The sequence below is a fragment of the Aliidiomarina sp. genome (assembly GCF_047920995.1).
Taxonomy (GTDB): domain Bacteria; phylum Pseudomonadota; class Gammaproteobacteria; order Enterobacterales; family Alteromonadaceae; genus Aliidiomarina.
In genome coordinates, this window is sequence record NZ_JBLRWZ010000005.1 from 23,843 (window position 1) to 46,376 (window position 22,534).

The following is a 22,534-nucleotide window of genomic DNA, read 5'->3' on the forward strand; positions in this document are numbered from 1 at the left end:
TACTGTTTACGAGATTTTAACACAGGGGTTTTCACTCGTGCCATTTATCTTGCGGTACGCCCTAAGGTATTAGCACCACTTTGCCAGGTGCCGCTACTCGGCCAGTAACGATTTCACGATTGCTAATACGCACTCGAATTTCTTCATGCATACCGCCTGCATCTATGGCCGTGCCCTCGCGCTGAATCGAGAAGCCACTGCCCTCAACGATAATAGCTACATTATCGCCGCGGCCAATGATTTGCGGAATCTGCACCATTTGCTCGTGAATAACTTGCCCGGCTCTTAAGTTGCGGCGCACTACCATGCCTGCCAGAGATTCGATGCTACTGAAGGTTGCTTGGCGTTGCCGTGCAATATCGCCCTGTGCCATGCGTAAATTGCTAGCCGATAAAATTGCACCGCTGGGTAAATCTGCGGCCGCCACTACATAACTCCCCAGCACAGCTACTTGTGCTTGCACATAACGCACTTGCTCGCCGGCTTCACCACAGCGCACGCCAACCGATACGCGGCCAATAGCTCGCTGATTGGCATTGGGGAAGAAAGGTTCTGGGTTAATGCACACACCAAAACTTGCAGTGGGTGGCGTTACTGCAATCATTACTTCTGTTGTTGTAGTGCTTGCCTGTTGGTAAAGAAAGCTTTCTACCGCACGTATTAATTGCTGATTCTCATCATTGCTTGATCGCGCATGTGCTGGCGAGCTGCAATATGCAGCGCCAAGTACGCTAAGAAAAACAATTAAAAACAACTTGTTAACAAACATTCCGATACCTAAATTCATCTTGCTAAGCCCCAGCAAAGCTCGATTAAAGTAATGATGCGAGCATCATTATAGAAGTGATAGAGCGTTATAAACCGAAGAAATAAGGATCAAAAAGTGCTTTTTTCCATCGATTGAATCGACAACATGGCACGTAATCTTGATGATGCCGAAGTTTCCCAATGTTGGCTTGTACATAAATTAACCAGCTCGGCCCAAACAAATAAATAGGTAAGCGCATGATCGATAAATTAACCGGCACACTGCAGTTCCACCAAGAAGCGTTGAATCTTCGTGATCAACGCCAGCAGGTGTTAGCGAACAATATAGCGAACGCGGATACCCCCAACTACAAGGCAAGAGATTTTGATTTTGCCAGCGAACTGCAACACGCAGCTACCAAAGGGCGAGCGCAATCTACTGAGTTAGCGCGAACTTCAGCAGGGCATATGGGTAGCCCAGGCTCGAGTGGTCCGCAGGTAGATAATTTGCAATATCGTATTCCGGCGCAATCGCGCTTAGATGGCAACACAGTAGATATGGATATAGAGCGGAGCCGGTTTTTAGATAACTCAGTGCGCTATCAAGCCAGCTTAACCTTTATGAATAGCCGCATTCGTAGTTTGCGTTCTGCTATGCAGCCAGAGTAATGCAACCAGAACAATGCAACCACAGTAAAACGAATTTAGTGTAGGTATGGCCCGAATAATAACGAGGCAACAACAATGAGTATGTTTAGTATTTTTGATATTTCCGGCTCGGCACTTACGGCGCAATCCCAGCGCATGAATGTAGCCGCAAGCAATATGGCGAATGCCGATAGTGTTACTGGCCCCGATGGCCAAGCCTATCGTGCTAAGCAAGTAATCTTTGCAAGTAAGCTGCAGGGCAATCAGCCAGTAGGCGGAGTGCAAGTACGCGAAGTAATCGAAGAGCAAACGCCAGGGCGTTTGGAGTATCGGCCAGGCCATCCACTTGCGAATGCCGATGGTTATGTACAAATGCCGAACGTAGATCCGGTAGCGGAAATGGTGAACATGATCTCCGCATCGCGTTCTTATCAAGCGAATGTGGAAGTGATGAATACCAGCAAGCAGCTAATGATGCGCACACTCAGCATTGGCGAAGGTTAAGGGCGGATTAACATATGAATACAATTGATCAATCAGTATTAAATTCAGTAAATGGGCAAACGCCAGGTGGGCAAGCGAATAGCGCAGAAATGCGGGAAAACTTCATGACCCTGTTGGTTGCTCAGTTACGCAATCAAGATCCGCTAAATCCGATGGATAATGCCGAGATGACCTCGCAATTAGCGCAAATTAATACGGTAAGTGGTATCGAGCAACTCAACGAAACCATGAATGGCATTAATGGCCAGATCGAGCAAGGCCAGTTTATGCAGGCTACCGCACTAATTGGCAAAGCGGTGTTAGTGCCCGGCGAACGCATATTGGTGGGTGATGGGGTGCCAACCCCATTTGCATTTGAATTTAACCGCCCGGCAGAAAGCGTGAAAGTAAACATTGTGGATAACAATGGCCAAGTAGTGCGCACGCTTGATATGGGCAAAATGAATGCTGGCATGCACTCCATTGAATGGGATGGCAAGTTGAGCGATGGCTCAATGGCAGCCGATGGTTCTTATCGTTTTCAAATTGAAGCGCAACAAGATGGCAGAAACGTGCCATTTAAGAGTTTTAACTACGCACAAGTATTTGCAGTAAGTATGGGCCATCCAGACGGGCCACGGCTCGATTTAGGCGGCATTTTTGAACCAGTGAAGTTAACTGACGTTCGGCAAGTTGTATAAATAATATCAACATCTTAGGTTGAATTTAGGAGAGAAATAATGAGTTTTTCACAATCACTCAGTGGGTTGCGTGCAGCAGCCGAGAATCTAAGCGTTGTTGGTAACAACATTGCTAACGCGCAAACCGTAGGCTTTAAAAGTTCAGGTATTCAGTTTTCTGATGTATATGCTGATTCACAAGGCGGTTTAGGTACACGCGTTGCCGCTATTGTGCAGAATTTTAACGAGGGTAACTTAGAAACCACCAACCGCTCACTCGATTTAGCGATTACCGGTAATGGATTCTTCCGTTTCAGCCAAGGCAACGAAGTAATGTATTCGCGTAACGGTCAGCTTACCATGACCAACGACGGCCATTTAACCAACGCTGCTGGCGCTCGATTAACTGGCTATGGTGCAGGTGCCGCGGTGGGCAGTCAACCGGGCGAATTGCGGGTGCCTTCGGGTGGTTTGCAGGCCAATCAAACCACCGAAATTGCTGCTAGCTTAAACGTAGATGCACGCTCAGAGAACATTGATCGTGGCGTGTTACCGTTCAATGCTACGGATCCTGATTCCTACCACTATGCGAACACCGTGTCGGTTTATGATTCACTTGGTAACCGTTCTAATGCCCAAATGTACTTTACGAAGATTGCTGACAATCAGTGGGAAGTTCGTTTAGGGCGTAATGGCGAGCTGGCGCCAGAAGTAGGCACAGTAAACTTTAATACCAACGGTGTACTCGACAATGTAGTGGGCCTCGATGGCTTCACCTTTAACCCAGGTGGTGGCGCGCAACCTATGAGCGTGGCTATGGATATTGAGGGTACTACTCAGTTTGCGAATGAATTCGAGCTTAACAACCTGCTACAAGATGGTTACACCTCAGGAACATTGGTGCGTGTAGCAATTGAAGAAGATGGCAGCATTGTGGGTACTTATACCAACGAGCAAAGCCAAGTATTGGGCACTGTAGCGTTAGCTTCCTTCCGTAATATGGAAGGTTTGCGCCCTGCTGGCGATAACTCGTGGGCAGAAACTGCCGATTCAGGCCCTGCTATTTTGGGTATTGCTGGCGAAGCACAGTTCGGCAATATCGCTTCCGGAGTAGTTGAGCAATCGAACGTAGATTTAACCCAAGAGTTAGTGGCGTTGATCATGGCGCAGCGGAATTACCAAGCCAACGCGCAAAGTATTAAAACGCAAGATGAAGTATTACAAGCAACAGTTAACTTACGTTAATTCATTAGCATGGCAGCGTTGCTGCGCATAAATTGAGCTAGGAGCCGAAACCATGGATCCAATGATTTACACCGCAATGGGCGGTGCCAAACAAACACTAGATGATCAAGCGGTGATTAATCATAACCTCGCTAACGTATCTACCAGTGGTTTTCGGGCACAGTTAAGTGCGGTGCGTTCAGTGCCGATTCAAGGGCCGGGCGCGTTTGCTACGCGCACGGCAGTAGTAGGCTCTACGCCAATGTTTGATGCAAAATCAGGCCCTATTAACGCTACCGGCCGGCCACTCGATGTGGCGATGGGTGATAACCAGTGGTTAGCGGTGCAAGGGCCAGATGGCAACGAATCATATACGCGCCGGGGCGATCTGAACGTAGATGGTAACGGCGTGTTAATGAGTGCAGGTAGGCCAGTACTCGGTAACGGCGGCCCTATCGTGATTCCGTTGGGCGCTGAAATCACCATCGGCGACGATGGCACGATCACCATGAAAGGTGAGGGTGCTCGCTCTACCGAGCTTGCTGAAATTGATCGCTTAAAAGTAGTAAACGGCACCGCAAATCAGCTTGAACGCGGCTTAGGTGGCTTGTTTCGGCCGGTAGATGGTGGCGTTTTGGCACGTGATGAAAATGCCAAAATTGCTACTGGCGCGTTAGAGGGCAGTAACGTGAGTGCAGTAGAAGCGATGGTGGCAATGATTAGTAACCAGCGCAAATACGATATGCAAATGAAAGTAATTTCTACTGCCGACGAGAATTCGCAACGTGCGAACAGCTTACTGTCGGTACAAGGTTAGATTGGAGATAGCAGATGATTAAATCACTTTGGACCGGCAAAACCGGCTTAGAAGCACAACAGTTCCAGATGGACGTGATTACCAATAACTTGGCCAACGTGAATACCACGGGCTTCAAACAATCACGGGCTGTATTCGAAGATTTGTTGTACCAAAATATGCGCCAACCAGGGGCCATGAATAATGCCCAAGATCGCTTACCTTCGGGTATGCAGGTGGGTACCGGCGTGCGGCCTGTGGCAACTGAACGGTTGCACACCCAAGGTGGCTTGGTATCAACCGATAACTCGCGGGATTTGGCGATTAACGGCAAGGGCTTCTTTCAAGTTTTGATGCCAGATGGCGAAGTAGCCTATACCCGTGATGGTAGCTTTCAATTAAATGAAAACGGCCAAATGGTTACTGCAAGTGGCTATCCACTAGAGCCGGGTATTTTTATTCCAGCCAATGCCCTTAGCGTTACCATTGGCGAAGATGGCATTGTATCGGTTACTACACCAGGGAACCCGCAGCCAAATGAAGTGGGCCAAATTACCTTAGCAACCTTCATTAACGATACCGGCTTAGAAGCAGTAGGCGGCAACTTGTACCGGGAAACAGCTTCGTCTGGGCCACGTAATGAATACTCGCCAGGCGATAACGGTACTGGCAGATTGTTCCAAGGCTATGTAGAAACTTCGAATGTAAACGTGGTTGAAGAAATGGTGAACATGATTCAAACCCAGCGCGCATACGAAATTAACAGCCGAGCGCTGCGTACCAGTGATGAAATGTTATCGCGGCTTACCCAGTTATAGATAGCCCAGTTGCACCTTAGAATATGATGCGTACGCTTTAGTAGGAGAAGAAAATGGTTCATTTTAGCCGCAATCTAGCAAGTAAAGCTTTGTTGCTGTGCGCTGTAACCTTGGCGCTTGCCGCCTGTTCAGCGCCACCAAAGCCTATTGTGGTGAGTGAGCCAGAGCCAATTTTGGTGCCTGAGCGCGCTCCTGCAGAAGCAAATGGTTCAATTTTCCAAGCGCAGCGGGGCTATGCGCCACTGTTTGAAGATCGTCGGCCGCGCATGGTAGGCGATATTCTAACGATTTTGGTGGAAGAGCAAGTAAGTGCCTCGAAAAGCAACCAAGCGACCACTTCACGAAGTAGTAATATTGGTATGGATTTAGCGGCATTGCCGGATTTCCTCGATAGCCTAGCCGATATGGGGTTCGATGTAAGTTCGAACAGTGATTTTATGGGCCAAGGCTCGGCCAGCGCCAATAACACCTTTCAAGGCACGATTACTGTGCAAGTGCTAGAGGTGATTCATAACGGCAACTTACGGGTTCGTGGCGAAAAGCAAATCGCTATCAATAGTGGTGCCGAATATATCCGCTTCTCCGGCATTATTAATCCGCGCTCAATTACTGGCCAAAATACTGTGCTTTCCAGCCAAGTAGCGGAAGCGCGAATCGAATATATTGGCGATGGCTATATCCATACGGCGCAACGCATGGGTTGGCTGCAACGGTTCTTCAACTGGGTTAGCCCAATGTAATGGTGAGTATGATGAAAAAATTATTTGTAAGCTTTATCCTTGCCATTACCTTACTACTGAGCCCTGCTGCCCACGCTGAACGGTTGAAAGATTTAGCTGAATTCGCCGGTGTACGCGATAACGTATTGGTTGGCTATGGCTTAGTTGTAGGCCTTGATGGTACCGGCGATCAAACTACGCAAGCACCTTTCACTGGGCAAAGTTTAACCAACATGCTTTCACAGCTGGGCGTTACCATTCCGCCGGGCACCAATATGCAGCTGCGTAACGTGGCAGCGGTAATGGTAACGGCCGATTTACCACCTTTTTCTATGCAGGGCCAACGCCTCGATATTACCGTTTCATCGGTAGGTAATGCGCGCAGTTTGCGTGGCGGAACCTTGTTAATGACCCCTTTACGGGGTGCTGATGGTGAAATTTATGCGATTGCGCAAGGTAACCTGCTAATTGCTGGCGCTAGCGCGGAAAGTGGTGGTAGCCGGGAAACCATTAATCACCAATCGGCTGGGCGTATTGCTCGTGGTGCCATTGTAGAGCGCGAAGTACCGCTTATGATGGGCGGCGCCAACGGCGAACTTGAATTACATCTCAAGCAGGCCGATTTCAGCACGGCAGAACGGGTGGTGAATCGTATTAATCAAGAGTTTGGCAATAGCACTGCGGAAGCAGTAAATGGCCGCGTGATTCGTTTATATGGTCCGCAAGATGAAAATGCTCGGGTGCGGTTTATGGCGCGGGTAGAGAATGTAACGGTAACACCAGATACCGGCAGAGCACGCGTGGTATTGAATTCACGCACCGGCTCTGTGGTACTGAATGGTAATGTGCGCCTGCAACAAGCCGCAGTAGCCCATGGCAACCTTACCGTTTCTATCGATACTCGCCAACGGGTTAGCCAGCCACTGCCATTTACTCAAGGTGAAACCGTAGTTACTACGGATACCGATATTCAAATCTCACAAGATGCCGGCACATTAAATGTAGTGGAAGGTGCAGATTTACTGGAAGTAGTAAATGCTTTAAATGCGCTAGGTGCTACACCTGCAGATTTAATGGCAATCTTGGAAGCATTAAAAGCTTCGGGTTCGTTACGTGCAGAATTGGAGATTATTTAATGAGTGATGGTTTACTAAATCCAGCGATGCACACTACCCAAGCGCGTTTAGCGATGGACGTGCAAGGCTTGAACCAAATTAAAGCCACCAATCGTGTTGATGGCGATGCAGGTTTACGGCAAGCCGCAGAAGAGTTCGAAGCGGTGTTCATTGGCATGATGATGCAAAGCATGCGCGATGCTACCGGCAAATCTGAATTATTTGATTCTTCCCAAACCCAGCAAATGCAGGGAATGTACGATCAGCAGCTCTCCCGACACCTTGCTACACGGGGTATGGGGTTAGCTGATCAGTTGGTGCAACAACTTCAACAAGGGCCTTTGAAAAAGCCCTAATTTCCCTTAAGAATTTTCCGATGCTGCCGATAATCCTTCTAGCAGCTAAAGGGTAGAATTAATGAGCATAATGAATATCGGCATTACTGGATTGAACGCAGCGCAAACCTCGCTGTTCGCTACCAGTAACAACATCGCAAACGTATACACACCAGGCTTCAACCGTGAAGTAGTGGTGTTGGGCGAATCGAAAACCAGCGGCGTAGAAGTGGGCGCAGTAAACCGGCAGTTTGATCGGTTTGTTGCTGAGCGCTTAAATAGCGCTAACGGCAACCTTGCCTCGTTGCAGGCTTATAAAACCCAAGCAAACCAAATTGATAATTTGCTCGCTGATGCAGATGCCGGCCTAGCGCCGTTGATGCAGAAATTTTTCGGTTCGCTCGGTGATTTAGCCGGCGCCCCTGCTGAGCCTGCCGCGCGCGAAGGCGTGTTAGGCAACGCGAGTAGCATGGCCGCGCAAATGCGCTCTTTTGATAACTATTTGCACGAACTGCAGCGCACCGTGAACGGTGGCGTTCGTCAAGAAGTAGCGCAAATTAATCAGCTAGCGGGCCAAATTGCCAATCTGAATAAAGAAATTAGCTTATCGGTAGCGGCTACTGGGCAACCATCGAATTCTTTGCTGAACCAACGCGATCAAGTAGTTGCTGAATTAAGCAGCAGGGTAGATGCGCGGGTAACGGTGCAAGATGGTGGCGCCTACAATGTATCTATCGGTAACGGCCAGCCGCTTGTTTCTGGTGATCAAGCATTCACACTTGAAGCTGTAGCCTCGGCCGCAGATCCTGAGCGCATTGTTGTAGCCTATCGCGATAGTTCGAATAATTTGCTTGAATATCGAGAAAACCAGTTCCGTTCAGGTGCGCTAGGTGGCTTAATGAGCTTCCGCAGCGAAAACCTCGATAAAATCCAAGGCCAACTGGGCCAGCTAGCGATTACGATGGCGCAATCATTTAATGAGCAGCACCGTGAAGGTATAACCTTAGCAGGCGAAGCCGGTGGTGATTTCTTCTCCTTTGGTGCCCCAAGCAGCTTTAGTAACGCGAATAATAATAGTAATGCTTCGATGGATGTGAGTATTACTGATCTGAACGAACTTAGCTCAAGCTCCTGGGATCTTACCTTTAATGGTACCGATTGGTTGGTTACGCAACGCGAAACCGGACAACGCCAAACGATTGCACCGGATGGCGATGGCAACCTGAATTTTGGCGGTGTACAAGTTGCAATTAATGGCACGCCTGAAGCTGGTGATCGTTTCCGAGTAAACCCTGTACAACGTGCCGCCCGAGATTTTAATGTGCTTATCACCGATATTTCGGATATTGCCGCAGCAGCTTCCAATGATTCTGGTGATAACCGCAATGCACTTGCACTGCAAAACCTGCAATCTGCTCGCGTAGTTGGCGGCAATGCCAGCTTTAGCCAAGCGTATGGTGCGATTGTAAGTGATTCGGGTAATCGCAATGCTGTTGTAAACGCGAATATGTCGGCGCAACAGGGGTTAACTGCACAACTCAAAGCGTTGCAGCAATCTGAATCAGGCGTAAACCTGGATGAAGAAGCCGCGAACTTGGTGCGTTATCAACAGTATTATCAAGCGAATGCGAAAGTAATTGAGGCCGGCATGACGGTGCTCGAAACCATACTTTCCATTGCGCGTTAAATAATAGGATAAGGGCAGAATATGCGTATTAGTACCGTTACCATATTTGATCAGAACGTATCGTCGATGAATCGGCAGCAAGCGCAGTTTATGAAAGTAGGCGAGCAGCTTTCTACTGGCCGCCGCGTGGTGAATCCTTCCGATGATCCGCAAGCTTCTGCGCGTGCCGTAGGTGTGCAGCAATCGTTAGCGGTAAACCAACAGTATATGGATGCGCGGGTAAGTGTGCGCAATAGCCTTTCACAACAAGAAAGTGTATTGAATAGCGTAAACGATATGGTAACGCGAGCGAAAACACTGATGATCCAGGGTTCTAGCGATACCATGAGTGATATCGATCGAATCTCTATTAGTAGCGAGCTGGAAGGCATTTACGAGGGCCTAATCGGCCTCGCCAATTCAACCGATGGCACCGGCCGCTATGTGTTTGGTGGGTACCGTGATGGGGAATCACCATTCGTTAAAAATGGTGCTGGTGAAGTAGAATTTAACGGTAGCCCAGATATTCGTGAAGAACGAGTAGATGGCGATCGGCTGATGAAAGTGGGCCATACAGGCAACGATGTATTCTTAACCTCGTTATCTAATGCGCGTCCATTAGTAGACGGCACTCCTGCGAATAGCAACTTATTTGCTACTTTTGAAAATGCTATTGCTGTTATGAACGGCACTAGCGGGCTTACATTGGCAGAACGTAAAGACGCGATGCGCAACACCATGATTGAACTCGATAACGCGCAAGATAATATGCTTACGAAGCGGGCCTCTCTTGGCGCGCGCCTAAACGAGTTAGATACGCTTGATTTAGTGGCGGGCAATCGGAAGCTAGGCTATGAGCAACAAATGTCAGATCTAGTAGATTTGGATTACGTGCAAGCCGCTTCTGATTACAGCCTCCGCATGGTGGGCTTACAAGCGGCCCAGAAGGCCTTTGTTGATATTAAAGGGTTGAGTTTATTTAACTACCTACGCTAATCAGCAGGCAAAATTGAGCGGTTTGAAACTCTTTCAAGAAGCGCAATTGCAAGCCATATTTAGATTGCCAACCCACCAACTATCCCAGCGGTGCCAGCGCTTCGAGCATTAAAGCAATAAATTCGAGGGCGTTGGCGAATAGCGCTTGCACGAAGGTACCAAGCTGGGATGTAAGTAGCGTGATAAGCACCAAGCCCATGGTAAGAGAGAGTGGGAAACCAATTGAAAATACTGTTAATTGGGGTGCTGAACGATTCAAAATCCCCAAGGTTAAGTTAATAATCAGTAGCGCGCCAAATACTGGCAACGCTAGTAGAATCCCTGATGAAAAAATCACTCCGCCATAGCGCGCAAAGGTTGCAAACGCATTCAAGTTCAAGCCTGCGGTGCCAATAGGTAGCTGCTGAAACGAGAAGGCAATTACTTCGAGCATTACTAAGTGGCCATTTAGCGCAAGATACAATAACACCGTAAATGCGTGCAAAATACGCGATAAAATCATCGTATTAGCGCCACTATCAGGCGAAAAGAAGGTAGCGAAGGCGAGACCCATTTGCAGGCCGATAAACTCACCAGCAGCCATTACTACGGCAAAAGCAATCTGCATTACCAAGCCCATCGCGATACCAATTAACACTTGTTCCACCACTATGCCAAAGCCGGCCCAAGAATATAGGGGCACATCTGGCATCGGCGGAATAAGGCTTGCCATTACAATGGCTAATGCGGCGCCAAAAGCAATACGCAATTGCGCAGGTATCCGAGAATGGCCGAAGATAGGTGCAGATACCATGAAACTGGTAATACGAAAGAATGGCCAAAGAAAGGCAACGGCCCAGGCTTGTAACTGCAGGAAGGTAACTTCAATCATGGTTAAGCCGGAAACGCGCTGGCATGATGCTACTGCACCATAAGTGGAATATTAGTGAAGAGCTCGATGGTGTAATCCATAATCAGCTGCAACAAGAAAGGGCCAATAACAACTAGCATGATCACTACGCCAAGAATCTTTGGGATGAAAGAAAGGGTCATTTCGTTAATTTGGGTGGCGGCTTGGAATAAACTTACCACTAAACCAATCAGTAGCGCTGTAAGCAGCAGCGGGCCAGCTAAATACAGCGCCACACGCATACCTTGATAGGCGATGGTCATTACCTGTTCTGGGTTCATAGCATACCTCCCACCTACACGTAAAAGCTTGTAGCAAGTGAACCAATAATAAGCTGCCAGCCATCTACCAATACGAATAGCATCAACTTAAACGGTAGTGAAATTGTAGCCGGTGGTACCATCATCATACCGAGCGACATTAACACGCTCGCTACTACGAGATCGATAATCAAAAATGGAATAAAAATCGTGAAGCCAATTTGGAACGCAGTTTTCAATTCACTAGTAACAAATGAAGGAATTAGCACGTGCATCGGCAATTCTTCAGGGCCTTGCACAGGGCCAATATCGGCTAGCCGTACAAATAAAGCCAGATCATCTTGGCGTGTTTGCGCGAGCATGAATTCACGTAAAGGCTCTGCGGCTAACGGCAAGAACTCCTGAAAGCCAATAACATCCTCACTCAGTGGCACCCACGCTGTTTCATAGATTTGCGCCAACACCGGCGACATAATAAAGAATGTGAGGAATAGAGCGATACCGAGTAACACTTGGTTTGGTGGTGCCGATTGAGTACCCATTGCCGTACGCAATAAACCCAGCACGATGATAATCCGTGCAAAGCTGGTCATCATTAACAGCGCGGCAGGAATAAACGCCATACTGCTGAGCAGTAGCAGCGTTTGTAACGGCACCGACCAGCGCTGATTACCATCGGCATCAGTGACACTAGTAATGGCTGGAAGTTCTTGCGCTATCACATCAACTGGCAAAAAGAGCGCCATGGCGCTCACAATAATTAACAGCAAACTAAGCGGGGTTTTGTTGGTCATGTTTGCTCTCGCCCTTTGCTTGCTATGTGTTGTTGCTTGTTGCCGGGCGTTACCGCGTATTTACTGAAGATACGCGCAAATGGGCTGCTTATCGCTGCTTTTTCCGCATCCGCAGCTTCGCCTTCTGTATGCTCACCTGCGGGGATTTCTGCTGCGCTTAAACAATTTACAGAGCCAGGGCCAACTCCAAGAACTAAGCGCTTGCCCTCAACATCCACCACTACAACTCGTTCTTTGCCACCCAAACTTGAGCTGGTAATCACGTGAATTCGATTGGCAGTTTTAGGTAACCAAGCGTTGCCAATGCGCCGAAACAGCCACGCACAAGCAAGAATCAGCACAATGATAAAAATCAGTGTTGCAGATACCTTGCCTAGTAGGGTGAGGCTGGATACAAATTCACCACCGGCAAGATTATTCGCTTGGGAAGCGGCTTCGGCAGCGGTGTTGGTTGTTGCAGCGCTCATCGATTCAGTTTTTGCACACGTTCAGCAGGGGTTACAATCTCTGTAATCCGAATACCGTATTTATCATCGAGCACCACAACTTCACCTTGGGCTATAAGGTAGCCATTGATCAAGATGTCCATTGGCTCACCGGCTAACCCTTCAAGTTCCACTACCGAGCCTTGCGCGAGCTCTAGCAGCTGCTTAATAGTAATGCGCGTGCGGCCAAGCTCAACGCTAAGCTTCACTGGAATATCCATGATGATATCCAAATCACCGGCGCCGGTGCTGCGGTTCGTGCTTTCGAGTGGCTTAAACACTTGATCGCCTGCAGATTTTGCTACGTTTCCTGCTTGTTCTTCTTGCAACACATCGGCCCACGGATCACCTTTTGCAGGCTCGCTGTTTGCGTTTTCAGCAGTATCCGCTGTACTTGGTTCTGCGTTTGCGTCCGCATCGTTTTGTGGTTTTTTCTCATCAGTCATCGTTATCTTCCTCAAAAGCTGCGGCTTGATTTACGGCTATATTGTCCATATTCGATGGGCTTGGCACCGCATGATTCTCTAAAACTTTGCGTACTCGCAATGCTCGGTGATTATTTACCGAACCGTATTCACATTCTAAAACTGGTAAGCCACTCACTGTTGCCGTTACGGTTTTTGGCAAGTTTACTGGCAGCACATCACCAACCTTGAGTGAAATTACCTGCGGCAACCGCACCGGAATTTCTAAAAATTGCGTAACTAGGCTTACGTCAGAAGCTTGCAGTTCTTGAGTAATACGCTCTCGCCAGGCTTTATCAGTGGCACTCGAGGCATCTGCTCGTAAATTAGTGAGGCGGTCACGTAGAGGCTCAATCATGGAGTACGGCATACAAACTTGGAAATTCGCATCCAAGCTACCCACTTCCAAATGGAAGGTAGTGGTTACCACAATTTCCGTTGGAGAGCTGGTAATACTGGCGAACTTAGGCTGCATTTCCGAGCGTATGTAGTTGATTTTAAGCTGGAATACCGCTCGCCACGCTTCTTGGTAGGCATCCATGGCAAGATTTAACACGCGATTAATAATACGCTGTTCGGTGCCGGTAAACTCTCGCGCTTCATTACGTGTAATGAAACGACCATCACCACCAAACAAGTTCTCTACAATCATCGAAACCATGTTTTGCGGAAACACGATTAGCGCAGAGCCGCGCAGAGGTTTCATAGAAATAATGTTTAAATTTGTTGGCGTAGGCAAGCTATCGGAAAAGTCCTGAAACCGCTGGTAACGTACAGTATCAACCGAGATATCGGCGTTTCTACGCAACAAGTTAAACAAGTTCATGCGGAATTGCCGAGCAAAGCGCTCGTTAATAATTTCTAAGGTATGCAGGCGCTCACGAACAACGCGGTGCTGCGAGCCGGGATCAAACGGCCGCTCATCAACGCTGCGTTGTTTAACCCCACTCGAACGCTTCTTGCGCGAGGAGGTTTTCATCTCATCGCCAGATTTCGTTTGCTTGGCTACCGAACCAAGTAATTGGTCGATATCCTGCTGTGATAGGGGTTTATCAGCGGCCATAATTACTTATCTGCACTCTTCGTTATTGAACAATAAATTCAGTGAACAACACATCAAAAATTTCAATCTCAGCAGTTGAATTCGCATAAGGTTCGCTTAAACGAGTGCGAATTGTTTCTGCTAATGCGGTTTTACCATCGGCGGTACTAATACGCTCGGCATCCAAACCCGATAGTAATACTAATAAGCGGCTGCGCACCTGCGGCATGTTGCTCATCAAGGTATCTTTGCTGCTGCCATCTTGAACTTCTAAGGTCATGCCTGCGTACAGTAAACGCGGGCCAAACTGATCGCTGCGCAGGTTTACTGTGAACGGGTCTACTTTTACAAATACTGGTTCACGTACCCGCTCTTGCTCTGGCATATTGCCGTGCAAGGCTGCGTGGGCAGCAGTGCGTGTATCTAAAAGCAGCCAAGTATTCACAGCGGTAGCTGCAATCATCACCACCACTAAGGCTACTAGAACCAAAATGATGGTGCTTTTATTATCTGTTTTTTGTGGTTGTGGCTTTGCCATATTCTTACCTTATATTACCGATGCTTGATTATGCCCCTAATGTTAGGCTATCGAACCGCGAAGAAAACGGTTTTTGATAGCCTATATTCGCAGTTTAACCTGTATCTGCGAACGTAAACCTGATTTTAATCAGGCATAGAGGTCAATTTGCCCATTTTCGAGCTGAATGTCGAGCCGCTGCTCTTGGCGTTCTAGGTCTTGTTGTGTAGCGGCTATCTCAGAGTTATCGGCCAGCCCGCTAGAATCTGAACCCTGCTGCTCACTTTGTTGCTCGCGATTATTTTGCGCTTGGCCATCATTTACATTGGAATCGTTTAGCTGAATACCTTGCTCGGCCAGTAATTCACGCAGCTGCGGAATGGCAGCCTCAAGAGCCGCGCGCACTTGAGGATTAGCCGAGGTAAACTGCAGCGATGCGGCTTGCTCATCCATCTTCAAGTTCACCATTAATGGGCCAAGCTCTGCAGGGTGCAAGCGCAGCGCGATTTGATTATCTTGGCGCAAGTGCATGTTCACTACTTGTTGGCCAACCTGCTGCTGCCAACCAGCCGAAGCGAGCGGGGCACTTATTAATGGGTTGCTTATAGCGCCGTTCGCTTGCATGCTCTGCGGCATACTGGCTAAATTATTGCTGCTGGTATTCGTTTCTAAACCCAATGGCTGAGCCATATTTGTTTGCTGCATGGCATTAGTTTGGTTATCCGCCATGGCTTGTTTTACCGGCACCACCGCAGCAAGGGGCGCTTGCGGGTTTATTGCTTGCTGTTGTAGCTGCGCACGATGTTGAAAGGCCTGAATTGCATTTGGCGGCATACTCGCCCGCACATTTTCACTTTCTTTTGCTGCCTTTACTTTGTGAGCTAGCTCGCCACCTTGTAAGGCACCTTGTAAGGCAACTGGCACAACCCCACTAGCATTCGCCGCTGCCAAAGCTTGGCTATTTTGCGAGAGGCCAGTTGTGGCGGCGCCGTTTTGCACCAAACTGTTCGTTTGTAGGTAATTACCTTGTGAAGCATTGCTTAGCAGAGAGTTACTTAACCGCGAGTTACCTTGCATAGCTGCGCTGAGCTGTTTTGATTCGGCAATTTCTTGCAATAATTGTGCATGGCCACCTGAGTGAAGTGAGTGTTCACCAACTTCTAGCGGCTTAGCTAGGTTATCTTGAGGCTGCCCAGTAAGGTTTATTAATGTATCTGTGCGTGGTTCCGGCTGAATCTCTGCTAAATCACCAAGGTTACGGTTTGTTTGGGCAATCAGCACTTCTTGCGGCGTATGCTGATTGCCGTTTTTTTTGCTCATACCATTACTAGTATCGCCAGCTTGCTGTGCGGGCTTTAACTGTGCGTGCAGCTGATTGGCGAAACTATTATCTAAGGTGCCGAACTTGCCATCACTGGCACCAGTAGGCGCTACTGAATTGGGTGTGGCATTTAAAAGCATCATATTCAACATGGGTTAATCCTCTTCACCGCTAGTAATCAACCGTAAATGGTTGGTTTGGCTATTCGCGCGGCGGTGATTAGCAAATTCATCGGTTTGCTGCTGCTCTTTGCGCGCTAACGCTGTTTGTGCTGCGCTAGTGCGGCGATCATTTAGGGTAGTGAACGAGGTTAGCTTTTGCTGTTTTTGTTGCCAGCTGAGCTTACTTTTATCTACTAACCCTGATTGCTGTTGTAATGCGTGGCTCGCTTTTTGAATTGATTCATCCAACGACATTAAAAACTGGCGATAGTTATATAAGGTTACCGGATCTATGCCTTGCAGCATTAACTGCTGCAATTGCACGGCGTATTCCGCGCGGTAATCCACCAACATTTGGTGGTGCGCTAGAATTTGCTGCTCATTATTGCGCTCACTTGCGAGCAACTGCCCCGCTTTGTCGCGAGCTTCTCTGGCTAAATCGGTTAAGGTATCAAGTGCGTTCGAACTGCTCATTACATCCCTCCGATTACTTGTTGCAAGGCCTGCACTGATGCATCTGCGCTGGCGCCATCAGTATGGCTTTGTTGTAAAAAGGCCTCTAATTGCGGGTACATTTGCACCGCTTTATCTAATACTGGATCATGGCCTGGGCTGTACGCACCCACGCTAATTAAATCGCGGTTGCGCTGATAAACAGACACCAGCTTTTTAAACTGTTGCGCGCTTTGTAGTTGTGCATCACTTACTACCGAAGTCATTACGCGGCTGATGGAGGATTCCACATCGATTGCCGGATAGTGGCCAGATTCGGAGAGCGCGCGCGAAAGCACGATGTGGCCATCCAGAATGGCACGTGCTGAATCAGCAATTGGATCTTGTTGGTCATCACCCTCAGTAAGTACCGTGTAAAATGCGGTAATTGAACCACCACCTTTGCAGCCGTTACCGGCGCGTTCAACCAGTGCCGGTAGTTTGGCGAATACCGAAGGCGGATAACCTTTGGTTGCGGGTGGCTCACCAATAGCGAGGGCTATTTCCCGTTGCGCCATGGCATAACGGGTAAGCGAATCCATGATTAACAGCACGTTTAACCCTTGATCACGGAAATCTTCCGCTAGCCGAGTGGCGTAAGAGGCGCCTTGTAACCGTTGCAGTGGCGAGGTATCTGCCGGCGCCGCAACTACAACTGCGCGCTCAAGCCCATGCTCGCCAAGAATATTCTGGATAAAATCCTGTACTTCACGGCCCCGTTCGCCGATTAGGCCCACCACAATAACGTCGGCCGATGTGAAGCGTGCCATCATGCCCAGCAATACCGATTTACCCACCCCTGAACCGGCAAATAAGCCCATGCGCTGGCCACGGCCAACCGTGAGCAGTGCGTTAATGGCGCGAATACCCACATCGATTGGCTCTTCAATGGGAGCCCGCAGCATCGGGTTCAGTTGTGGCATAGCAAGCGGCGCAGTTTTGGCTTCGTTTAATGGACCTTTATTATCGAGCGGCCGGCCATTACCATCTACCACTCTACCTAAGAGGCTCGCCCCTAGCGGAAAGTGGCGGCCGCCAGTTTTCGAGCTATGCTGCAGTGGAAACACGCGCGCGCCCGGCGTTAAACCATGAATTTCTACAAGTGGCATTAAGAACGAACGTTCACCAGAAAACCCCACCACCTCTGCCTCGGCAAAACTTGCATCATTGCTTTGCGTACCGTTAGCAACCAATTCAATCTGGCAAGCGCTGCCTAAGGGTAGCTCCAGGCCTACGGCTTCAAGTACCATGCCGGTTGCTCTTACGATTCGGCCACTGGTTTGGAAGCTCGGTACATTCGCTACCTGCTGCTGGGCACCAGCTAGGGCCTGTTGCCACCGATTATGCAGCCCGTTGCGGTTTTCTTGCTTGGTGTTGGCACTTACAGCTTCGCTCATTCGCTATCTCCTGTAGTGCTATTTTCGTTAGCTAGCATTTTCGTTGCTAATGCTTGCCAGCGGCTTTCCCAACTTGCATCACGTTCACCGGTTTGGCTTACCAACCGGCAGCCGCCACGGCTTAACCGATCGTCGGAAACCAGCTTCCATCCCGCTGCCTGTAGCTCATCCCGCAAATGCTCTTCGATTAGCGAGAAATCGTTTGGGTTTACCAACAAGCGTGGTTTGTTGGTGAAGGTTGGTTCGGTATGCATAAGCTCACGAACAATCTTTAGTACCACCTCTGGGTTCGCATCAAGATGATCGCGAGCTAATTGGTTGCCGGTATCGAAGGCTAATTTAACCAGTTGCTCTGCTACGGCTTCATCTAACTCAGCCAGCGCTTCGCTAAAAGCACTGGCTAGGTTTTGAATTGGTGTTACTGCTGTTGCAATTTGCTGTTGCTTCTCTGCTTCTACGGCGGCTTTAGCTGCGGCAAGGCCTTCGCTGTATCCGGCCTCATAACCACTTTTGCTGCCTTCCGTAAAGCCTTCTTCCCACGCTTCTTGGCGTGCGGTTTCCCGCAACTTCGTTAGTTCTGCATCACGCACGAAGGTTTTGGTTTCGGCTTCAGCAAGCCGAGCTTGTTGCTGTTCTTTCGAAGGCAATTGCTCAAGCTGCCATTTCCGCCATTTTTCTCCAGGCACAACCTTAGTTTCTGAGAGATCTTCGTGCTCAGATTTAAGGTCTGCAGTAGAAAAAGGCTTAAACATAGGTATCGTCTCCGCTGCTTAGCATTACTTCGCCGGCATCGGCGAGGCGGCGAGTGATAGCCAAAATTGCTTTCTGTTCGGCTTCCACTTGCGATAAGCGCACAGGGCCGCGGGTTTCCATTTCTTCGCGCACCAATTGGCCAGCTCGTTGCGACATATTGCGTAAAAACTTATCCACCAGCTCTTCTTCGGCGCCTTTAAGGGCTATAACCAATACATTGGTATCGATTTGCTTAAGCAATACTTGAATGCTGCGGTCGTCGAGATCGATAAGGTTTTCGAACAAGAACATTTCGTCGATAATTTTCGCCGCCAATTCGTCGTTGTAAGCACGAATATTCTCGAGTGCGGTATCTTCTTGGCCAGCACTCATTAAGTTGAGAATCTCGGCAGCTGTTCTTACGCCACCCATTTTGCTGCGCTTCAAGTTCTGGCCATCCAACATACCGCCAAGTACTTCGGTAAGTTCTTGTAACGCGGCCGGCTGAACGCCGGTAAATGTGGCTACCCGTAAAACAACATCATTGCGTAAGCGCTCTTCAAAGAGCTCCAACACTCCAGCCGCTTGCTGGCGATCGAGGTGAATAAGAATGGTAGCAATAATCTGCGGATGCTCATCGCGAATCAGTTCAGCAACTTCTGGCACATCCATTAAGTTCAGCGCATCAATACCGTAGTTACCGGCTTTCTGATCCAGTACATCTTCAATTAATGTAGAGGCACGCTCGCTGCCTAACGCTTTGGTAAGCACAGAACGGATGTAGCCATCGTATTCATCCACGGGTGGTGCATTGGATAAATCCTCATGGAATTGCTCCAGCACCCAGCGTATTTCATTGCGAGAAACATTCTGCAAGCGTGTCATTTCTTTACTGATGCGTTGAATTTGTTGCGGCGTAAAGTGTTTAAACACCTCTACCGCAGTATCTTCATCCAGCGCTAGCAACATAATCGAACTTTTCCGCAAGCCGGTCATGTTCTCGAAGTTGTTACGCTCTTCAGTGGCGCGATCAATCTCGGACATGCTCATCCTCCTGTAACCAGTTCTGCACAATACGCGCTACTTGGCGAGGCTTCTGGCGTGCTATTTCTTGAGTTTTCTTCAATGCTTCATCATAGGCGGTAAGATTTTTCTTCTTCGGCCAGTTAAAGGTCATGGTATCAACGTCTTCGTCTTTGCCTTTCTCAATAGCATCATCGTCGTCGCCAACTACTGCGCGTAATCGGCGGGTTTGTTTCTCTTCAGCGAGTTCCGCGGCTGCCTGCTCTTCACTTACCTTCACGAAACGGCGCTTAATCATGGGCCGTAATACCAATAAATACGCTAGCAAAATACCCAGTGCTGCAAGCACGTAACGGCCAACACTTATTAAAAGTTGCTGCATATCCGGTTCTTGCCACCATTCGCGTGGCTCGATTGCTAATGGATCGGCGCTGGCGATAAAGAGGCTATTCACTACTTCGAGTTGATCACCCCGTTCGGCGTTAAAGCCCATGGCTTGGCGAACCAACCGATCAATTTGGGCAAGTTCATTTTCATCGAGCGGAATGGTAATCGGATTACCTTCTTCATCTATGCCAGAACGATTATTCACCACTACCGCCGCTGATAAGCGTTGCAAGCGGCCGCGCTGGTGCTGGATATGGGCGATATTGCGATCTACCTCATAGTTCACAATATTATCTTGCCGCACATTGCGGTTGCCGTTATTTGTGGCGCCGTTGCCGGCCTCTTCGCCTTCAGCAGGTGTTTCAATAGGTGCGGTAACAATGCCGGGTGGTGTATTTGATAGTGCACCTGGCACGCCGCCAATAAACTCCCCTTCACCTTGATAGGAAAGGTTGCTTTGGATACTGCGTACGGCAGCAGCCTCGGGAGTTTGATTCGGGCTATAACGCTCAGAGGTTTCTTCAACACGTGAGAAATCGATTTGTGCAGTAATGCGGGCGCTAATATTTTGGCGGCCTAAGATTGGCGCTAAAATTTCTTCGATGCGGCGTTGATAGGTGCCTTCTATTTCTTCTGTGTAACTTAATTCAGTGCCGCTCAAATCACTTGTTTGGCCACTGTTTGAAAGCAAATTGCCTTGTTGATCAACTACGGTAACATTCTCTGCGGTGAGCTCTGGTACCGAACTGGAAACCATATGCACAATGGCGTTCACTTGGCCTTCGCCTAACGAACGGCCTGTATGCAAATTCAAGATAACCGATGCTTTGGCCGGTTCCCGATCCCGCACGAACACCGAAGGCTTGGCCATGGCTAAATGTACCCGCGCCCGATTCACGGGGCCAAGCGATTCCATGGAACTGGCTAATTCGCCTTCTAATGCTCGCTGAAAGTTTACTTGTTCGGCAAATTGGCTAATGCCGAACGCTTGGCTATCCATGATAGAAAAGCCAACATTGCCGCCATGGGGTAAGCCTTGCTCGGCCATACCCAAACGAATGCGATGCACTTGATTGCTAGGTACTAAGATGCTCGTACCACCAGCGGATAGTTGATAAGGCACGCGTTGCGTTTCTAACTCTGCAACAATGCGGCCGCCATCGGCTTCGCTTAAGTTGCTATATAAAACGCGATATTCAGGGGTAGAGGCCCACATGATTAAGGCAACCACTACGGCAATAAACGCCGCGCCACCAATTAATATGGGCAGCAGTGAATTGCCACGGATTAAGCCCAACAACTTATCCAGCTGATTTTGTTGCGCTGGTGCAGCTGCTGCGGCGTTACTTTGCGGGTTCAATGTCGATTCCATGGGCTCTTTGCGTAATTAGTGTGCGTTAAAGGGTTTTTTCATGGATGACATTATGGCGGGCTATTTCGCAAACAAAGGAGCAAAAAAGGCACTTTTTTTGCTTTATTTAAAGCATTCGAATTTGCCACAGGTTGCTATTCTTTGTGCCAATCAAGTATGGGTAGGAGTTTTCAATGAGTGTTGCCGGAATACAATCAGCTTTACAACAAATGCAGGCGTTGCAAACCCAAGCTGCGGGGCAGGCCGCGAATACAAAGCCAATTGCAGCAAATAATGGTGCCCAGCCCACAGGCTTTGCCAATGAATTAAAAGCATCTATTAATCGCATCAATGATTTGCAGCAAATTTCAGCTGCGAAAACAGAAGCCTTTCAAATGGGTGATCCGCGGGTTTCGTTAAATGATGTGATGGTTGATTCGCAAAAAGCAGGAATTGCCTTTGAGATGGGTGTGCAGGTGCGGAATCGTATGGTGAATGCGTATAAAGAAATCATGAATATGAATGTGTAGCCTACACATTCATAAAACTAGCGAAGCCGCTTTAGGCTTCGCTGTTAAACAACACACCGCGAAAATCTGCTAGCTGCTCGGCAGCGCGCAACACTTCTTCAGAAGGAATTTGCCGAATCACATCACCGGATTTGGTATCGATAATCTGCACTACTACAGGCTGGCCCTGCGAAACCTCGAACTGCACGCCATACGGGTTTAGCACTTCATTAATCTGTTGCAGTGGCGGCACTAATTCTTGCTCAGATACTTCGCGCGCAGCAACTTCGCCTTTCTGCGCAGGCAAGTTTTGCATTACTTTATCAGAGCGTTGCTTTTCGGAGGCGGCAAATGATGCCGCCCAATTGTTGGATAATTCGCCGATTGGATTTGTCATAATAAATGCCCCTGTTGCGCACGAAAACGCGGTTATTAGAGTTATTATCGGTAGCAAGCAAAATAACTTTAGCACAATTTATAACC

Annotated in this window: 27 protein-coding genes; 12 read left to right on the forward strand and 15 right to left on the reverse strand. The window is 48.5% G+C overall.

What is annotated here, in order from left to right; all coding sequences use genetic code 11:
* Positions 1 to 61 precede the first annotated feature (61 nt).
* Entirely contained in the window at positions 62 to 769 is a 708-nt protein-coding gene (flgA, locus tag ACNA7P_RS02365) for a flagellar basal body P-ring formation chaperone FlgA (RefSeq protein WP_416257001.1), read from the reverse strand.
* A gap of 236 nt (positions 770 to 1,005) precedes the next feature.
* Here flgA and flgB point away from each other — a divergent pair, with 236 nt between their 5' ends.
* The 11 genes from flgB to flgL all read left to right on the forward strand — a co-directional run bounded on the left by flgB (position 1,006) and on the right by flgL (position 10,227).
* Positions 1,006 to 1,416: a flagellar basal body rod protein FlgB gene (gene flgB, locus ACNA7P_RS02370; RefSeq protein WP_416257002.1), complete on the forward strand. Its 411-nt coding sequence runs from the start codon at positions 1,006 to 1,008 to the stop codon at positions 1,414 to 1,416.
* A 75-nt stretch (positions 1,417 to 1,491) separates the two neighbouring features.
* The gene (gene flgC / locus ACNA7P_RS02375) at positions 1,492 to 1,899 is read left to right on the forward strand and encodes a flagellar basal body rod protein FlgC (protein WP_416257003.1); all 408 of its coding nucleotides are present in this window, start codon (positions 1,492 to 1,494) and stop codon (positions 1,897 to 1,899) included.
* A 14-nt stretch (positions 1,900 to 1,913) separates the two neighbouring features.
* Positions 1,914 to 2,579, forward strand: a complete 666-nt coding sequence (flgD, locus tag ACNA7P_RS02380; protein WP_416257004.1) for a flagellar hook assembly protein FlgD — start codon at positions 1,914 to 1,916, stop codon at positions 2,577 to 2,579.
* 39 nt (positions 2,580 to 2,618) lie between these two features.
* A complete protein-coding gene (flgE, locus tag ACNA7P_RS02385; RefSeq protein WP_416257005.1) occupies positions 2,619 to 3,803 on the forward strand; it encodes a flagellar hook protein FlgE in 1,185 nt (394 codons plus the stop codon).
* 52 nt (positions 3,804 to 3,855) lie between these two features.
* A complete protein-coding gene (locus tag ACNA7P_RS02390; protein WP_416257006.1) occupies positions 3,856 to 4,599 on the forward strand; it encodes a flagellar basal body rod protein FlgF in 744 nt (247 codons plus the stop codon).
* Between the two features lie 14 nt (positions 4,600 to 4,613).
* Entirely contained in the window at positions 4,614 to 5,396 is a 783-nt protein-coding gene (gene flgG, locus ACNA7P_RS02395) for a flagellar basal-body rod protein FlgG (RefSeq protein WP_416257007.1), read from the forward strand.
* Between the two features lie 53 nt (positions 5,397 to 5,449).
* Positions 5,450 to 6,136 (forward strand): flagellar basal body L-ring protein FlgH, encoded by a 687-nt coding sequence (locus ACNA7P_RS02400; RefSeq protein ID WP_416257008.1) that lies wholly within the window; start codon positions 5,450 to 5,452, stop codon positions 6,134 to 6,136.
* An 8-nt stretch (positions 6,137 to 6,144) separates the two neighbouring features.
* Positions 6,145 to 7,251 (forward strand): flagellar basal body P-ring protein FlgI, encoded by a 1,107-nt coding sequence (locus tag ACNA7P_RS02405; protein WP_416257009.1) that lies wholly within the window; start codon positions 6,145 to 6,147, stop codon positions 7,249 to 7,251.
* The gene (locus ACNA7P_RS02410) at positions 7,251 to 7,586 is read left to right on the forward strand and encodes a rod-binding protein (protein WP_416257010.1); all 336 of its coding nucleotides are present in this window, start codon (positions 7,251 to 7,253) and stop codon (positions 7,584 to 7,586) included. The genes ACNA7P_RS02405 and ACNA7P_RS02410 overlap by 1 nt, the downstream gene beginning before the upstream one ends.
* Before the next feature lie 61 nt (positions 7,587 to 7,647).
* Positions 7,648 to 9,252 carry a flagellar hook-associated protein FlgK gene (gene flgK / locus ACNA7P_RS02415; protein ID WP_416257011.1) on the forward strand — a complete coding sequence of 535 codons (1,605 nt, stop codon included), beginning with the start codon at positions 7,648 to 7,650 and terminating at the stop codon, positions 9,250 to 9,252.
* A 21-nt stretch (positions 9,253 to 9,273) separates the two neighbouring features.
* Complete coding sequence (gene flgL / locus ACNA7P_RS02420) at positions 9,274 to 10,227, forward strand: flagellar hook-associated protein FlgL (protein WP_416257012.1); 954 nt, start codon at positions 9,274 to 9,276, stop codon at positions 10,225 to 10,227.
* Positions 10,228 to 10,306: 79 nt separating this feature from the next.
* Here flgL and fliR read toward each other — a convergent pair whose 3' ends face one another.
* The 13 genes from fliR to fliF form a co-directional block, all read right to left on the reverse strand.
* Positions 10,307 to 11,098: a flagellar biosynthetic protein FliR gene (gene fliR, locus ACNA7P_RS02425; protein ID WP_416257013.1), complete on the reverse strand. Its 792-nt coding sequence runs from the start codon at positions 11,096 to 11,098 to the stop codon at positions 10,307 to 10,309.
* A 29-nt stretch (positions 11,099 to 11,127) separates the two neighbouring features.
* The gene (gene fliQ, locus ACNA7P_RS02430) at positions 11,128 to 11,397 is read right to left on the reverse strand and encodes a flagellar biosynthesis protein FliQ (RefSeq protein ID WP_416257014.1); all 270 of its coding nucleotides are present in this window, start codon (positions 11,395 to 11,397) and stop codon (positions 11,128 to 11,130) included.
* A 14-nt stretch (positions 11,398 to 11,411) separates the two neighbouring features.
* Complete coding sequence (gene fliP, locus ACNA7P_RS02435) at positions 11,412 to 12,170, reverse strand: flagellar type III secretion system pore protein FliP (RefSeq protein ID WP_416257015.1); 759 nt, start codon at positions 12,168 to 12,170, stop codon at positions 11,412 to 11,414.
* Positions 12,167 to 12,637, reverse strand: coding sequence for a flagellar biosynthetic protein FliO (gene fliO, locus ACNA7P_RS02440; RefSeq protein WP_416257016.1), 471 nt, complete (start codon positions 12,635 to 12,637; stop codon positions 12,167 to 12,169). The genes fliP and fliO overlap by 4 nt, the downstream gene beginning before the upstream one ends.
* A complete protein-coding gene (fliN, locus tag ACNA7P_RS02445) occupies positions 12,634 to 13,101 on the reverse strand; it encodes a flagellar motor switch protein FliN (protein ID WP_416257017.1) in 468 nt (155 codons plus the stop codon). The genes fliO and fliN overlap by 4 nt, the downstream gene beginning before the upstream one ends.
* Positions 13,094 to 14,182, reverse strand: coding sequence for a flagellar motor switch protein FliM (gene fliM / locus ACNA7P_RS02450; protein ID WP_416257018.1), 1,089 nt, complete (start codon positions 14,180 to 14,182; stop codon positions 13,094 to 13,096). The genes fliN and fliM overlap by 8 nt, the downstream gene beginning before the upstream one ends.
* A 22-nt stretch (positions 14,183 to 14,204) precedes the next feature.
* Positions 14,205 to 14,699, reverse strand: coding sequence for a flagellar basal body-associated protein FliL (fliL, locus tag ACNA7P_RS02455; RefSeq protein ID WP_416257019.1), 495 nt, complete (start codon positions 14,697 to 14,699; stop codon positions 14,205 to 14,207).
* Between the two features lie 129 nt (positions 14,700 to 14,828).
* Positions 14,829 to 16,151 carry a flagellar hook-length control protein FliK gene (locus ACNA7P_RS02460; RefSeq protein WP_416257020.1) on the reverse strand — a complete coding sequence of 441 codons (1,323 nt, stop codon included), beginning with the start codon at positions 16,149 to 16,151 and terminating at the stop codon, positions 14,829 to 14,831.
* A 3-nt stretch (positions 16,152 to 16,154) separates the two neighbouring features.
* Positions 16,155 to 16,634 carry a flagellar export protein FliJ gene (gene fliJ, locus ACNA7P_RS02465; RefSeq protein ID WP_416257021.1) on the reverse strand — a complete coding sequence of 160 codons (480 nt, stop codon included), beginning with the start codon at positions 16,632 to 16,634 and terminating at the stop codon, positions 16,155 to 16,157.
* A complete protein-coding gene (fliI, locus tag ACNA7P_RS02470; RefSeq protein ID WP_416257061.1) occupies positions 16,634 to 18,001 on the reverse strand; it encodes a flagellar protein export ATPase FliI in 1,368 nt (455 codons plus the stop codon). Before fliI ends, fliJ begins: the two co-directional genes overlap by 1 nt.
* Before the next feature lie 44 nt (positions 18,002 to 18,045).
* Positions 18,046 to 18,801 carry a flagellar assembly protein FliH gene (locus ACNA7P_RS02475; RefSeq protein ID WP_416257022.1) on the reverse strand — a complete coding sequence of 252 codons (756 nt, stop codon included), beginning with the start codon at positions 18,799 to 18,801 and terminating at the stop codon, positions 18,046 to 18,048.
* Positions 18,794 to 19,825 (reverse strand): flagellar motor switch protein FliG, encoded by a 1,032-nt coding sequence (fliG, locus tag ACNA7P_RS02480; protein WP_416257023.1) that lies wholly within the window; start codon positions 19,823 to 19,825, stop codon positions 18,794 to 18,796. Before fliG ends, ACNA7P_RS02475 begins: the two co-directional genes overlap by 8 nt.
* Positions 19,812 to 21,563, reverse strand: a complete 1,752-nt coding sequence (fliF, locus tag ACNA7P_RS02485) for a flagellar basal-body MS-ring/collar protein FliF (RefSeq protein WP_416257024.1) — start codon at positions 21,561 to 21,563, stop codon at positions 19,812 to 19,814. The genes fliG and fliF overlap by 14 nt, the downstream gene beginning before the upstream one ends.
* 173 nt (positions 21,564 to 21,736) lie before the next feature.
* On the opposite strand from fliF, the gene fliE reads away from it, so the two are divergent.
* A complete protein-coding gene (gene fliE, locus ACNA7P_RS02490) occupies positions 21,737 to 22,072 on the forward strand; it encodes a flagellar hook-basal body complex protein FliE (RefSeq protein WP_416257025.1) in 336 nt (111 codons plus the stop codon).
* A 31-nt stretch (positions 22,073 to 22,103) separates the two neighbouring features.
* Here fliE and ACNA7P_RS02495 read toward each other — a convergent pair whose 3' ends face one another.
* On the reverse strand, positions 22,104 to 22,448 hold the full coding sequence (locus ACNA7P_RS02495; RefSeq protein ID WP_416257026.1) for a flagellar protein FlaG: 345 nt from the start codon (positions 22,446 to 22,448) through the stop codon (positions 22,104 to 22,106).
* Positions 22,449 to 22,534 lie beyond the last annotated feature (86 nt).

Excerpts from the sequence above, each read along its gene's own strand:
- flgA (WP_416257001.1), bottom strand. The coding sequence starts at position 769 with ATGTTTGTTAACAAGTTGTTTTTAATTGTTTTTCTTAGCGTACTTGGC.
- flgB (WP_416257002.1), top strand. The coding sequence starts at position 1,006 with ATGATCGATAAATTAACCGGCACACTGCAGTTCCACCAAGAAGCGTTG.
- flgC (WP_416257003.1), top strand. The coding sequence starts at position 1,492 with ATGAGTATGTTTAGTATTTTTGATATTTCCGGCTCGGCACTTACGGCG.
- flgD (WP_416257004.1), top strand. The coding sequence starts at position 1,914 with ATGAATACAATTGATCAATCAGTATTAAATTCAGTAAATGGGCAAACG.
- flgE (WP_416257005.1), top strand. The coding sequence starts at position 2,619 with ATGAGTTTTTCACAATCACTCAGTGGGTTGCGTGCAGCAGCCGAGAAT.
- ACNA7P_RS02390 (WP_416257006.1), top strand. The coding sequence starts at position 3,856 with ATGGATCCAATGATTTACACCGCAATGGGCGGTGCCAAACAAACACTA.
- flgG (WP_416257007.1), top strand. The coding sequence starts at position 4,614 with ATGATTAAATCACTTTGGACCGGCAAAACCGGCTTAGAAGCACAACAG.
- ACNA7P_RS02400 (WP_416257008.1), top strand. The coding sequence starts at position 5,450 with ATGGTTCATTTTAGCCGCAATCTAGCAAGTAAAGCTTTGTTGCTGTGC.
- ACNA7P_RS02405 (WP_416257009.1), top strand. The coding sequence starts at position 6,145 with ATGATGAAAAAATTATTTGTAAGCTTTATCCTTGCCATTACCTTACTA.
- ACNA7P_RS02410 (WP_416257010.1), top strand. The coding sequence starts at position 7,251 with ATGAGTGATGGTTTACTAAATCCAGCGATGCACACTACCCAAGCGCGT.
- flgK (WP_416257011.1), top strand. The coding sequence starts at position 7,648 with ATGAGCATAATGAATATCGGCATTACTGGATTGAACGCAGCGCAAACC.
- flgL (WP_416257012.1), top strand. The coding sequence starts at position 9,274 with ATGCGTATTAGTACCGTTACCATATTTGATCAGAACGTATCGTCGATG.
- fliR (WP_416257013.1), bottom strand. The coding sequence starts at position 11,098 with ATGATTGAAGTTACCTTCCTGCAGTTACAAGCCTGGGCCGTTGCCTTT.
- fliQ (WP_416257014.1), bottom strand. The coding sequence starts at position 11,397 with ATGAACCCAGAACAGGTAATGACCATCGCCTATCAAGGTATGCGTGTG.
- fliP (WP_416257015.1), bottom strand. The coding sequence starts at position 12,170 with ATGACCAACAAAACCCCGCTTAGTTTGCTGTTAATTATTGTGAGCGCC.
- fliO (WP_416257016.1), bottom strand. The coding sequence starts at position 12,637 with ATGAGCGCTGCAACAACCAACACCGCTGCCGAAGCCGCTTCCCAAGCG.
- fliN (WP_416257017.1), bottom strand. The coding sequence starts at position 13,101 with ATGACTGATGAGAAAAAACCACAAAACGATGCGGACGCAAACGCAGAA.
- fliM (WP_416257018.1), bottom strand. The coding sequence starts at position 14,182 with ATGGCCGCTGATAAACCCCTATCACAGCAGGATATCGACCAATTACTT.
- fliL (WP_416257019.1), bottom strand. The coding sequence starts at position 14,699 with ATGGCAAAGCCACAACCACAAAAAACAGATAATAAAAGCACCATCATT.
- ACNA7P_RS02460 (WP_416257020.1), bottom strand. The coding sequence starts at position 16,151 with ATGTTGAATATGATGCTTTTAAATGCCACACCCAATTCAGTAGCGCCT.
- fliJ (WP_416257021.1), bottom strand. The coding sequence starts at position 16,634 with ATGAGCAGTTCGAACGCACTTGATACCTTAACCGATTTAGCCAGAGAA.
- ACNA7P_RS02475 (WP_416257022.1), bottom strand. The coding sequence starts at position 18,801 with ATGTTTAAGCCTTTTTCTACTGCAGACCTTAAATCTGAGCACGAAGAT.
- fliG (WP_416257023.1), bottom strand. The coding sequence starts at position 19,825 with ATGTCCGAGATTGATCGCGCCACTGAAGAGCGTAACAACTTCGAGAAC.
- fliF (WP_416257024.1), bottom strand. The coding sequence starts at position 21,563 with ATGGAATCGACATTGAACCCGCAAAGTAACGCCGCAGCAGCTGCACCA.
- fliE (WP_416257025.1), top strand. The coding sequence starts at position 21,737 with ATGAGTGTTGCCGGAATACAATCAGCTTTACAACAAATGCAGGCGTTG.
- ACNA7P_RS02495 (WP_416257026.1), bottom strand. The coding sequence starts at position 22,448 with ATGACAAATCCAATCGGCGAATTATCCAACAATTGGGCGGCATCATTT.